At 68.5% G+C, this 11,819-nt stretch carries 12 protein-coding genes and 2 tRNA genes; 2 read left to right on the forward strand and 12 right to left on the reverse strand.

Annotated elements, in window-relative coordinates:
- Window positions 1-146 precede the first annotated feature (146 nt).
- From ACRDPN_RS02425 to recO, 6 genes are all read right to left on the reverse strand, one after another.
- Window positions 147-222: transfer RNA gene (locus tag ACRDPN_RS02425), tRNA-Glu, on the reverse strand.
- 67 nt (window positions 223-289) lie between these two features.
- Window positions 290-361: transfer RNA gene (locus ACRDPN_RS02430), tRNA-Gln, on the reverse strand.
- Between the two features lie 67 nt (window positions 362-428).
- The gene (gene gltX, locus ACRDPN_RS02435; RefSeq protein WP_431445732.1) at window positions 429-1,916 is read right to left on the reverse strand and encodes a glutamate--tRNA ligase; all 1,488 of its coding nucleotides are present in this window, start codon (window positions 1,914-1,916) and stop codon (window positions 429-431) included.
- A complete protein-coding gene (locus ACRDPN_RS02440; protein WP_431445733.1) occupies window positions 1,909-2,688 on the reverse strand; it encodes a fumarylacetoacetate hydrolase family protein in 780 nt (259 codons plus the stop codon). The genes gltX and ACRDPN_RS02440 overlap by 8 nt, the downstream gene beginning before the upstream one ends.
- Before the next feature lie 23 nt (window positions 2,689-2,711).
- Window positions 2,712-3,482, reverse strand: coding sequence for an isoprenyl transferase (locus ACRDPN_RS02445; RefSeq protein WP_431445734.1), 771 nt, complete (start codon window positions 3,480-3,482; stop codon window positions 2,712-2,714).
- The gene (gene recO, locus ACRDPN_RS02450; protein WP_431445735.1) at window positions 3,482-4,210 is read right to left on the reverse strand and encodes a DNA repair protein RecO; all 729 of its coding nucleotides are present in this window, start codon (window positions 4,208-4,210) and stop codon (window positions 3,482-3,484) included. Before recO ends, ACRDPN_RS02445 begins: the two co-directional genes overlap by 1 nt.
- A 48-nt stretch (window positions 4,211-4,258) precedes the next feature.
- On the opposite strand from recO, the gene ACRDPN_RS02455 reads away from it, so the two are divergent.
- Together ACRDPN_RS02455 and ACRDPN_RS02460 are read left to right on the forward strand one after the other, a co-directional pair.
- Complete coding sequence (locus tag ACRDPN_RS02455; protein ID WP_431445736.1) at window positions 4,259-4,708, forward strand: hypothetical protein; 450 nt, start codon at window positions 4,259-4,261, stop codon at window positions 4,706-4,708.
- A 27-nt stretch (window positions 4,709-4,735) separates the two neighbouring features.
- Window positions 4,736-6,049 carry an aspartate aminotransferase family protein gene (locus tag ACRDPN_RS02460; protein WP_431445737.1) on the forward strand — a complete coding sequence of 438 codons (1,314 nt, stop codon included), beginning with the start codon at window positions 4,736-4,738 and terminating at the stop codon, window positions 6,047-6,049.
- A gap of 4 nt (window positions 6,050-6,053) precedes the next feature.
- On the opposite strand, the gene ACRDPN_RS02465 is transcribed toward ACRDPN_RS02460, so the two are convergent.
- The 6 genes from ACRDPN_RS02465 to ACRDPN_RS02490 form a co-directional block, all read right to left on the reverse strand.
- On the reverse strand, window positions 6,054-6,488 hold the full coding sequence (locus ACRDPN_RS02465; RefSeq protein ID WP_431445738.1) for a VOC family protein: 435 nt from the start codon (window positions 6,486-6,488) through the stop codon (window positions 6,054-6,056).
- Window positions 6,485-7,192 (reverse strand): maleylpyruvate isomerase family mycothiol-dependent enzyme, encoded by a 708-nt coding sequence (locus ACRDPN_RS02470; protein WP_431445739.1) that lies wholly within the window; start codon window positions 7,190-7,192, stop codon window positions 6,485-6,487. Before ACRDPN_RS02470 ends, ACRDPN_RS02465 begins: the two co-directional genes overlap by 4 nt.
- A gap of 272 nt (window positions 7,193-7,464) precedes the next feature.
- Window positions 7,465-7,887 carry a hypothetical protein gene (locus tag ACRDPN_RS02475; protein WP_431445740.1) on the reverse strand — a complete coding sequence of 141 codons (423 nt, stop codon included), beginning with the start codon at window positions 7,885-7,887 and terminating at the stop codon, window positions 7,465-7,467.
- The gene (gene amaB / locus ACRDPN_RS02480; protein ID WP_431445741.1) at window positions 7,888-9,405 is read right to left on the reverse strand and encodes an L-piperidine-6-carboxylate dehydrogenase; all 1,518 of its coding nucleotides are present in this window, start codon (window positions 9,403-9,405) and stop codon (window positions 7,888-7,890) included.
- Window position 9,406: 1 nt separating this feature from the next.
- Window positions 9,407-10,534 (reverse strand): saccharopine dehydrogenase C-terminal domain-containing protein, encoded by a 1,128-nt coding sequence (locus tag ACRDPN_RS02485; RefSeq protein ID WP_431445742.1) that lies wholly within the window; start codon window positions 10,532-10,534, stop codon window positions 9,407-9,409.
- Window positions 10,535-10,664: 130 nt separating this feature from the next.
- The coding region (locus ACRDPN_RS02490; RefSeq protein WP_431445743.1) for a 2-isopropylmalate synthase at window positions 10,665-11,819 on the reverse strand (1,155 nt) is incomplete at its 5' end.

Genomic DNA, 11,819 nt, shown 5'->3' on the forward strand with positions numbered 1-11,819 from the left:
CCTGAGGGAAAGGATCACGGGCAGCGATCACGTACGCCGTCGTATCGGCCGACCGCCTGTTGCCCGAGTGTTGCCAAGGACCAAATCGGGCTGAAAGAACAAGTGCCCCTGACCAGTGTTTCCGCTGGTCAGGGGCACTTTCGTCTTGGTAGCCCCGACGGGATTCGAACCCGCGCTACCGCCTTGAGAGGGCGGCGTGCTAGGCCGCTACACAACGGGGCCAAGTGGTCGGAATCAACCGGGTGAAACCGTATCAGAGCACACAGATATCGAACTCGGAAGGGTATCGCTGGGGTACTAGGACTCGAACCTAGAACGACGGCACCAGAAGCCGCTGTGTTGCCAATTACACCATACCCCAACGGTTCGGAGCGTCCCCGAAACCGAGTGCCGACTTTACCCGACGGCGGCCGCGCCGCCCAAACCCGTCAGCTCACGGCGGCGAGCCGGCGCAGCGATGTCTCGCGGCCGAGCAGCTCGAGCGACTCGAACAACGGCGGTGAGATGCGGCTGCCCGTGACAGCGACCCGGACCGGCCCGAACGCGACCCGCGGCTTGAGCCCCAGTCCTTCGATCAGCGCGGCGCGGAGCGCACCCTCGATGGCCTCGGTGGTCCACTCCCCCAACGCCTCGAGTGCCTCGTGCGCCGCCCGCGCGACGTCGAGCCCGGCGTCGTCAAGCTGCTTGGCGCGGTCGCTCTCGTCGATGGCGAACTCGTCGTCGGACACGAACAGGAAGCGCAGCATGTCGACGGCTTCGGTGAGCAGGCTCATGCGCTCATGGACGAGCGGGACCGCGGCGTCGAGCAGCGATTCCTGGTCGGAGGTCAACGACTCCCCCACCAGGCCGGCCGCCCGGAAGTACGGAACGAGGCGGTCGCGGATCTCGCCGGGCGAGAGCAGGCGTACGTGAGATCCGTTGATGGCTTCGCACTTCTGCAGGTCGAACCGGGCCGGGTTCGGGTTGACGCGACCGATCTCGAAGGCCTCGACCATCTCGTCGAGAGTGAAGACGTCGCGGTCGTCGGCGATCGACCAGCCGAGCAGCGCGAGGTAGTTGAGCAGGCCCTCCGGCAGGAAGCCCTGGTCGCGGTAGCCGAGCAGGTTAGACTCCGGGTCTCGCTTCGACAGCTTGCGGTTTCCCGCGCCCGTGACGTACGGGAAGTGGCCGAACTCGGGCGTGGTGCCGTCGCCCACACCGATCTCGGCGAACGCCTCGTACAGGGCGATCTGCCGGGGCGTGGAGCTGAGGAGATCCTCGCCGCGCAGCACATGGGTGACGCCCATGAGCGCGTCGTCGGCGGGGTTCGTGAGCGTGTAGAGCGGGTGGCCGTTGGCGCGCACGATGACAAAGTCCTGCACGTTCTCGGCGCCGAACGTGATGTCGCCGCGCACGAGGTCGGTGAACGTCCAGTCCTTGGCCGGCATCTTGAAGCGGATGACCGGTTCACGGCCTTCCGCCTCGAAGGCCGCCCGCTGCTCGGGCGTGAGATCGCGGTGCAGGCCGTCGTAGCCGCTCGGACGCCCTTCGGCACGGGCCTTCTCGCGTCGCTCCTCGAGCTCCTCGGCCGTGTCGTACGCCTGGTAGGCGAGACCGGCGTCGAGCAGACGCTGCGCGACGTCGGCGTAGACGTCCAAGCGTTCGGACTGGCGGTAGGGGCCGTTCGGCCCGCCGACGTCGGGGCCCTCGTCCCAGTCGAGGCCGAGCCAGCGCATGACGTCGACCAGGAGGTCGTAGGACTCCTCGGTGTCACGGCTGGCGTCGGTGTCCTCGATGCGGAACACGAATCGGCCGCCGTTATGGCGCGCGAACGCCCAGCTAAACAGCGCCGTGCGCGCCATGCCGACGTGCGGGTTGCCGGTGGGCGACGGACAGAAGCGCGCGACGACGGGGCGCTGGATCGACGACTCAGTCACGCGACACGACCTTGTTGGTGAGGGTGCCGATGCCCTCGACGGTGACGCTGACGGTGTCGCCGACACTCATCGGACCGACGCCCTCCGGAGTTCCGGTGAGGATGACGTCGCCGGGAAGCAGCGTCATGAAGCTCGAGACGTACTCGATGACGTCGGCCGGGGAGAAGACCATGTCGGACGTGCGACTGTCCTGCTTTGGCTCGTCGTTGAGTGTGGTGTTGACCTCCAGGTTCGACGGGTCGAGGTTCGTCTCGATCCAGGGGCCGAGCGGGCAGAACGTGTCGAAGCCCTTGGCGCGCGCCCACTGGCCGTCCTTCGTCTGCAGGTCGCGGGCGGTGACGTCGTTGGCCACGGTGTAGCCGAAGATCACCTTGGCTGCGTCCTCGGCGGAGATGTCGCGGCAGATCCGCCCGATGACCACAGCGAGCTCGCCCTCGTAGTGGACGTCAGAACTCTGCTCGGGATAGAAGATCGGCTCGCCCGGGCCGATGACGCTGGTGTTCGGCTTGAGGAAGATCAGCGGTTCCTCCGGCACGTCGCCACCCAGCTCCGCCGCGTGGCGGGCGTAGTTCAGGCCGACACACACGACCTTGCTGCGCGGGATCACAGGTGCGAGCAGGCGCACGTCGTCGAGGGGTACCTTCTGGCCGGTGAGCTCGAACCCCGCATAGAGCGGATCGCCCCTCAGGACCGCGATGGTGGCGACGCCATCGTCATCGCCGATGACACCGAAACGGGGATCGTCGTCCCCCGCAAACCTCGCAACACGCACGCGCGCCAGCCTATCCGGGGTGGTTAAGCCGAGCCGTACCGCCGGGTGCGCTGGGCGTACTCCTCGACCGCGGACCACAGGGCTCGGCGATCGACGTCGGGCCAGGTGATGTCGCTGAAGACCATCTCGGCGTACGCGGACTGCCAGAGCAGGAAGTTGCTGGTGCGCTGCTCGCCCGACGTGCGCCAGAACAGGTCGACGTCGGCCATGTCCGGTTCGTCGAGGTAGCGGGCGAACGTGCGCTCTGAGACACGGTCAGGATCGACCTTGCCCGCGGCGACGTCACGGGCCAGGGCTGCGGCGGCATCGGCGATCTCGGCACGGCCGCCGTAGTTGACGCACATCGTGAGGGTGAGGACATCGTTGTGCCGTGTCATCTCCTCGGCGATCTCGAGCTCCTTGATGACGCTGCGCCACAGCCGCGGACGACGGCCGGCCCATCGCACGCGTACGCCGAGCTCGTGGGCGTAGTCGCGGCGTCGGCGGATGACATCGCGGTTGAATCCCATCAGGAACCGCACCTCGTCGGGCGAACGTTTCCAGTTCTCGGTGGAGAACGCGTAGGCCGACACCGCCTTGATGCCCAGCTCGATGGCCCCCTCGACGACGTCGAACAGTGCCGTCTCGCCCTTCTCGTGTCCGGCTGTGCGCGGGAGCCCGCGGGCCTTGGCCCACCGGCCGTTGCCGTCCATGACGATCGCCACGTGCCTCGGGATCTGGTCGGCCGGGAGGGACGGCGGCCTGGCCCCGGACGGATGCGGCGTCGGAGGCTTCGGTGGCTGTCGGCCCGCCATCAGCGGTCGACGTGGCTGAGCGAGCGCAGTCCCCGCTCGAGGTGCCACGACAGATAGGCGCCGACGATGCTGCTCGCCTCACGGCGCGACCGGTCGTCGGCGGTGACCGCGACGTCCCAGTCGCCGCTGAGCAGGGCCGCCAGGAGTGTGACGGTGAACGGTGACGGAGCGGCCGAGCCCGGAACGCGGCAGGTGTGGCAGAGCATGCCTCCCGACGGCGCGTGGAAGTCGCGGTGCGGCCCCTCGCGACCGCACCGGGCACAGCCGTCGAACGTGGGGGCGTAGCCGGCGATGGACAGCGCCCGCAGCTGGTACGAGTCGAGCAGCAGGCTCGGTGTCTGCCGGTGCTCGCTGAGGGCACGCAGCGCGCCCACGAGCAGCTGCAGCTGTTGCACGGCCGGCTCGCCGTCCTCCTGCACGAGTCGTTCGGCGGTCTCGAGCATCGCCGTGCCTGCGGTGTAGGCCGGGTAGTCGCCGCCGAGGTCGCGGGCGAACGCCGAGATCGTCTCGACCTGGGTGATGACGTCGAGGCTGCGCCCCTCGGCGAGCTGGAGGTCGACGTGCATGAACGGCTCGAGCCGGCCACCGAAGCGCGACGTGGTCTTGCGGACCCCCCTGGCGACCGCGCGGACGAGACCTCGGTCGCGGGTGAGCAGCGTGATGATGCGGTCGGCCTCACCCAGCTTGTGGGTGCGCAGCACGACGCCAGCATCGCGATAGAGGCTCACTGTTCCATGGTGCCGTACAGGACCCACGTTCGGTCGTATCCTCGACCCATGACGCAGGCGGGATACTCCGGCACTCCTCAACTCACCAAGCTCGGGATCGGTCCTGGTGTGCGGTTGCGCCTTCTGGGTGCCGACCCTGACTGGACGTTCGCCGAGCCGCTCGAGGGCGTCGAGGTGGTCGACGAAGGCCCATGCACCGTCGCGCTCGTCTTCGTGCGCGCTCTGGTGGAGCTGGAGGCGATGCAGCGTTGGGCCGAGCTGGTCTTCCCGTCCGGCGCATGCTGGGTGGCCTGGCCCCGCAAGGCCGGCGGGCACGTGAGCGAGGTCGATGAGAACGCGGTTCGAGATGCCGCCCTCAAGCTTGGCCTGGTCGACGTCAAGGTGGCCGCGATCGACGACGACTGGTCGGGCCTCAAGATCGTCTGGCGCCGGGAGGACCGCACCACCGGTCGCATCTCCAAGAAGGCGATCAAGGATGCGATGCGAGATCAGCACTAGGTAGCCGGATGCGGTGAGAGGTGAAGGATGGATCTCGACGAGCTGGTGTTCCACCCGTGGGTGGTGCAAGGACCACGCACCGTGCCGACGTTCGTCGGCGGTTCGGGTAGCCACGTCATCGACGCCGACGGCCGGCGGTACCTGGACTTCAGCTCGCAGCTGGTCTTCACCAGCCTCGGCCATCAGCACCCCCGCATCGTCGCGGCGATCAAGGAGCAGGCCGACCGGCTGTGCACCCTCGCCCCCGGGCACGCCTCGGACGTCCGCGGCGAAGCCGCGCGGCTGATCGTGGACGTCGCTCCGGAGGGCCTGGGGCACGTGCTGTTCACCACCGGCGGCTCGGAGGCGATCGAGCATGCGGTGCGGATCGCCCGCCTGCACACCGGACGGCCCAAGGTGCTGGCCGCCTACCGCTCGTACCACGGTTCCACGACGACCTCGATCCACCTCACCGGTGACCCGCGCCGCTGGGCTTCCGACACCGGGGCCGCGGGGGTCGTCCACTTCTTCGGACCATTCCTTTACCGCTCTGCGTTCGATTCGAGTTCCCCCGAGGAGGAATGCGAGCGGGCGCTCGCGCATCTCGAGCAGGTGATCCTGCTCGAAGGCCCGTCGACCATCGCCGCGCTGATCCTGGAACCGGTGACCGGCAGCTCGGGCGTGATCGTGCCGCCGGCAGGTTATCTGCGAGGCGTGCGGGACCTGTGCACTCGTCACGGCATAGTCTTCATCGCCGACGAGATCCTCGTCGGTTTCGGCCGCACCGGCGCATGGTTCGCCGTGGACCACGGCGAGGTGGCCCCGGACCTCCTGGTCTTCGCGAAGGGCGTGAACTCCGGGTATGTGCCCCTCGGCGGGGTGCTGGTTGGCGACCCGATCTTCGAGACGTTCACCCATCGCGCCTACCCGGCGGGCCTGACGTACAGCGGGCATCCGCTCGCGTGCGCGTCCGCGGTTGGCGCCATCGGTGCCATGCACGACGAGGGCATCGTGGCGGCTGCCGCCCGGCTCGGCACGGACATCCTCGGGCCCGGACTCACGAAGCTCGTCGACAACCACCCGTGCATCGGGGACGTTCGTGGCATCGGCGGGCTGTGGACCGTCGAGCTGGTGCGTGACCGCCAGACCAAGGAGCCGCTCGTGCCCGTGGGTGCCACTGGTGAGGCGAACGCACCGATGGCCGCGTTCACCAAGGCTTGTCTCAGCCGCGATCTGCTCCCACTCGTCCTGGGCCATCGCATCCATGTCGCACCACCGCTCACCGTGGACGACAGCGACGCCGCCACCGGGCTGGCCATCCTGGACGAAGCCCTGACCGAGGCCGACGAGTTCGTGGCTTGAGCCACTAGTCCAGGCAGAACTCGTTGCCCTCGGGGTCGTGCATCGTGATGAAGCCTGCCTCCATGGGCGGCGCCGGCTCGACGCGGTAGGCACGGCTCGCGCCGAGGGCCTCCAGCCGCGCGGCCTCCGACTCCAGCGTCTCCATCCGCTCGTCTCCGGTGAGGCCGGGTGCGGCACGAACGTCGAGGTGCACACGGTTCTTGATCGTCTTGCCCTCCGGCACCCGCTGGAAGAACACCCGCGGCCCGTCGCCGTCGACCGGGACGATCGCGGAACGGGAGTTCCACTGGTCCGCCGGCACGCCGAACGCCTCGAGCGCGGCCTCCCACGAGTCGAATCCGTCCGGCGGCGGCTGCACCTGGTAGCCCAGTACTTCGGCCCAGAACGCCGCGATTGCCGCGGGGTCGGCGCAGTCGAACGTCACCTGGATCTCTCTCATCTCCACGCTCCCAGCTTCGGCAGCTCGCCGTCGGTCTGCAGGTCTTCACCGTCGGTACGACCCAGCAGGTAGCCGAGCAGCGCCGCAGGTCTGCCGTGCACTTCCTGGCCACCCGGCTCGACGACCCAGCGGCGTCCGTCGTCGGCGACGAGGACGAGGCCGGGCGCGTCGTCCCGACCGGAGAAGTCGTCGGCCACCTCGACGAGCATGTTGTCGACGAAGTCGTCCGGGAACTGGGCCAGGCCGTAGCCGACGTCGAGGTCGAGGTGGTGGATCTCGACCTCGGCCCGCCGGATGTTCGGGATGGCCGAAGCCGCCCCCTCGGTCTGGGCGCGACCCCACCGGATCGTGCTCGACCACTGCTCGGTGGTCAGCGCGTTCAAGGCGTCCATCATGTGCTCGTCGGAAGCGCGGACGTCGGCGACGAGCTCGGTCAGCGACCGCCCTGCACCCGCCTCGATGTCGGCGTTCCGCTTCTCGTAACTGGCGTACATGGGCGTCTCGTCGCCCGTGCGGGCCCACGTCGCCAGGTTGACCATCGCGTCGGCGTTGCGGGCGAGGTGCGCCAGCACATGGGCACGCGACCATCCGGGAAGCAACGACGGCCCCCGCAGCAACTGCTCGTCGAAATCGTCCAGGGTTCGGAACAGCGTTGCCGTGGAGGCCCGCAGGGCGTCAACACGGGTTGCGACTAGGTGATCCATGTAACCGAACCTAGCGCGCGGGCTAGTGCAGGAAGCGTTCGTCAGTCACCGGGTGTCATCCCCTTCGCCACGCAGTCGATCGTGCCAGCGGAAGGCTCCGATGGAGACCACACTGCAGCCTGCCGCGGCGACCGCACCTCCCAGTCCACCACCGTCGGGATTTCCGCCAAGGCCGAGAACCTCCGCCAACAATCCGAATGCAATCCCGCCGGCCATGAGGCCACGTAGAAGAGAACCGGTCTCATGTCGTCCCCGACCGCAAACTCAGCCGTCTAGGCCCGGCGTGCTCGTCGGATGGCGAGGACGTTGCCGATCATCAGCCCGACCAGGGTGCCTCCGAGGGCCGACACGCCGACCGGCCCGAGGGTGTCGGACCGAGCAGCGATGAATAGCAGGACCGCGACTGCAGCGCTGATCGTGCCCACGACACCGCGGAGGCGGACAGATGTGCGCCCTGCCAGCCAAGCTCCGACCAGCCAGTGCATCAGCAACCAGACCAAGACACCCATCACCAGCGGGGACAGCGTTGTCGCTGCCTTGACTGCAGAGGACCGATCCCCGGCTTGGCCTAGTCCGACGACCACCATCACGGCACCGGCCAGCAACACCATCATCGCGAACGGCACCGCGCCCCGAGGCCAGGCGTCAGCCGGGTTCTCGGGCGGCTTCCAATCCTTTGACAGGCTGTCGATCATCTAGACGAACTCCACGCCCTGCGCGAGCGGGAGCTCGGTGGAGTAGTTGACCGTGTTGGTGGCGCGGCGCATGTAGGAGCGCCAGGCGTCGGAGCCGGACTCGCGGCCACCGCCGGTGTCCTTCTCGCCGCCGAACGCGCCGCCGATCTCCGCTCCGGACGGGCCGAGGTTGACGTTGGCGATGCCACAGTCCGAACCGGTGGCCGACAGGAAGGACTCCGCCTCACGCACGTCGAGCGTGAAGATCGACGACGACAACCCCTGCGCCACGTCGTTGTGCAGAGCGATGGCCTCGTCGAGGTCCTGGTACGGAAGCACGTACAGGATCGGGGCGAACGTCTCGGCCTTGACGATCTCGGTCTGCTTGGGCATGTCGACGATCGCCGGATGCACGTAGAACCCACCCCCGACCTCGTCACTGGCCTCACTCGCCTGCGTTCCACCCGTGACCAGGGTTCCACCGTCGGACTGCGCCTGAGTGATGGCGGCCCCGAAGGCACGGAACGCGTTCTCGTCGATGAGCGGACCGACGAGCGTCGACGGCTCCAGGGGTGAGCCGATGGGCAGCGTCTCGTAGGCCGCGCGGAGGCGTGCGACGAGGTCCTCGCGGATCGACTCGTGCACGATGATGCGCCGCAGCGATGTGCAGCGCTGGCCGGCGGTGCCGACTGCGGAGAAGACGATGCCGCGCACGGCAAGGTCGAGATCGGCGCTCTGCGCCACGATGGCAGCGTTGTTGCCGCCCAGCTCGAGCAACGAGCGGCCGAGGCGGGCGGCCACGCGCGGCGCGACCTCCTTGCCCATCCGGGTCGAGCCGGTGGCCGAGACGAGCGCGACGCGCGGGTCGTCGACCAGGGCCTCACCCGCCGCGCGCTCACCGAGGACGACGCTCGACAGGTGCTCGGGTGCGCCGACGCGGCGGGCCGCCTCGGTGGCAAGAGCCTGGCAGGCAAGGGCTGTGAGGAGCGTCTTCTCCGACGGCTTCCAGACGACGCTGTCGCCACAGACGAACGCGAGCGCGCTGTTCCACGACCACACCGCAACCGGGAAGTTGAAGGCCGAGATGACCCCCACGACACCCAGCGGATGCCACTGCTCCATCATCCGGTGGCCGGGCCGCTCGGTGGCGATGGTGAGGCCGTGCAGCTGGCGCGAGAGACCGACGGCGAGGTCGCAGATGTCGATCATCTCCTGCACCTCGCCGAGGCCCTCGGAGTGGATCTTGCCCGCCTCGATGGAGACGAGTGCGCCGAGGTCGTCCTTGTGCTCTCTCAGGAGCTCGCCCAGCTCGCGCACGAGCGCGCCGCGGACGGGTGCCGGCACGCTGCGCCACTGCTCGAACGCCGCCTGGGACCGACCGACGACGTCCGCCACCTCCGCAGTCGTGTGCCCCCGGAGCCGGCCGATCTCGTGGCCGTCGATCGGCGATCGGCAGATGAGGTCGCCCTCTCCCGAGAACGGGTCGCCGGCGCCGAGCCGGGTGAGGATGTCGCGCGCGCGGGTGGAGATGTCAGTCATGTCATGCCCTTTCGGACTGGGTGATCGTGGTGTGGCCGAACAACCGGCCGGCGTGGGTGTCGAGGAGGTCGGCGAGGGCGATGTCCTCCTGCTTGACGAATCCGGCCCCCGGAAGTCGGCCGTCGGCGACAAGCTCGACGACGGCGACGGCCGAGGCCGCCGTGGTCCAGGAGATGGCGCGCCACAGGCGACCGCCGATCTCGAGCGGCAGGTAGGCGCGCACGAAGTTCTCGCGGAACGGCTCACCGGCCTTGATGCCCTCGACGGCGGCATGCAGGTAGACGATGTCGTCGTTGACCGGTGGCTTGGCGTCGACGAGCATGCGCCCGACCTCGTCGCGGCGGTCGCGCAGCCTCATCTCCTCGAACAGGAAGTGCATCTGGCGGAAGTGCCCCGGATAGCGCAAGGTCTTGTAGTCGAGCCGCGCGACGCGTCCCTCATATGTCTCGCACATCGTGCCGAGGCCACCTGACGTGAGCGCCGCCTCCAGCTCGATGCCGCCGATCAGCACCCGCTCCTTCTCGGTCATGGCCGGCACCATCTGCCGACGGCCGGAGCGCAGCACCTCGCAGTCGTTGAGGTACTCGTTGACGACGCCCTCGGCCGACCAGTTGACCGCATAGCCGAGCAGACCAGTGGGGTTCTGCGGCAGGGCTCCGACCTTGAGCTCGATGGACCGGATCTCGTCGAACTGCTTGGCGAGCGATGCGCCCACGATGCCGATGAGTCCCGGTGCAAGACCGCACTGCGGTGCGAACGTCGGACGTGTTCGGCCGGCAGCGGGCTGGGCGGCCGACAGCTCCATCACCCGGTTGGTCGTGGGGACATCCTCGGTGAGGTCGAAGTAGTGCACGCCGGCGTCGTACGCGGCCTCGGCGATCATCACGTTGAGGTGGAACGGCAGGCAGCAGACGACGGCGTCGACGCCTCGCAGCGAGTCGCGGAACGCGGCGGCATCGGTGACGTCGAGCGGCCTCGTCTCCAGCTCCACCCCGTCTGCCGTGAGCATCGTCCGCGGAACGGCGTCGAGCCCGACGACCTTGAAACCGGCGTCGGCCAGCAGGATGGCGACGAGCTCGCCGACCTTGCCGAGTCCGAACACCGCGACCTGGTTGATGCTGCGCGCCACGAAACCTCCTCGCCCCCAACGTGATCGACATTGAGGATTGCACTGCGGCTTTGAACGGTGCACCGATGGGTGATCGGCGTCACTCGATCGTATCGCGAGGAGGTTTCGCTATACCGGCTGGTCGGTCCAGTCAGCCGCGCGGGATCGTGGTGGCGTCGGCGCGGTTGGCGGCCGAGACGACCGCCCGCAGCGAGGCCATCACGATGTTGGCGTGGATGCCCACGCCCCACACGATCTCGCCGGCGATCTCGCACTCGACGTACGCGGCGGCGACGGCGTCTCCCCCGGCCGAGAGCGCGTGCTCGCTGTAGTCGAGCACCCGGATGTCGGCGCCGGCCTGCCGCATTCCGTCGACGAAGGCGTCGACCGGACCGTTGCCCTCTCCCTTGAACGACGTCTGCTTGCCGTGCACCAGTAGATCGACGACCTGTTCGTCGTGACCGTCCGGGGACGTCGACGAGCTGAACGTGACCAGCGAGTACGGGTCGTCGCGAGCGAGGTACTCCTGCTCGAACGCCGACCAGATGACTGCCGGCTCGACCTCGCCGGCCTCGCCCTCGGTCATGCTCTGCACGATGCGGCTGAACTCGATCTGCAGCCGGCGCGGGAGGTCGAGCTGGTGCTCGGCCCGCAGGATGTACGCCACACCGCCCTTGCCCGACTGGCTGTTGACACGGATGACCGCCTCGTACGTGCGGCCCACGTCGAACGGGTCGATCGGCAGGTAGGGAGCCTCCCAGTCGATGTCCCGGACGTCGATGCCCTGCTCGGCCGCCCGTCGATCGAGGTCCTCCAGGCCCTTCTTGATGGCGTCTTGGTGCGAGCCGGAGAACGCCGTGTAGACGAGGTCGCCGGCGTACGGGTGGCGTGGGTGCACCGGCAGGTTGGTGCAGTACTCGACCGTGCGCCGGATCTCGTCGATGCCGGAGAAGTCGATCTGCGGGTCGATGCCCTGGCTGAACAGGTTCAACCCGAGAGTGACCAGGCAGACGTTGCCCGTGCGCTCGCCGTTGCCGAACAGGCAGCCTTCGACCCGGTCCGCGCCTGCGAGCAGGCCCAGCTCCGCGGCCGCGACACCGGTGCCGCGGTCGTTGTGCGGGTGCAGCGACAGTACGAGCGACTCTCGGCGCGGCAGGTTGCGGTGCATCCACTCGATCGAGTCGGCGTAGACGTTGGGCGTCGCCATCTCGACCGTCGCCGGCAGATTGACGATCATCTTGCGGTCAGGAGACGGGCCGAGGACGTCGACGACCTGCCCGCACACGTCGAGGGCGAACTCGAGCTC

It is taken from the genome of Aeromicrobium sp. (assembly GCF_050700635.1).
Taxonomy (GTDB): Bacteria; Actinomycetota; Actinomycetes; order Propionibacteriales; family Nocardioidaceae; genus Aeromicrobium.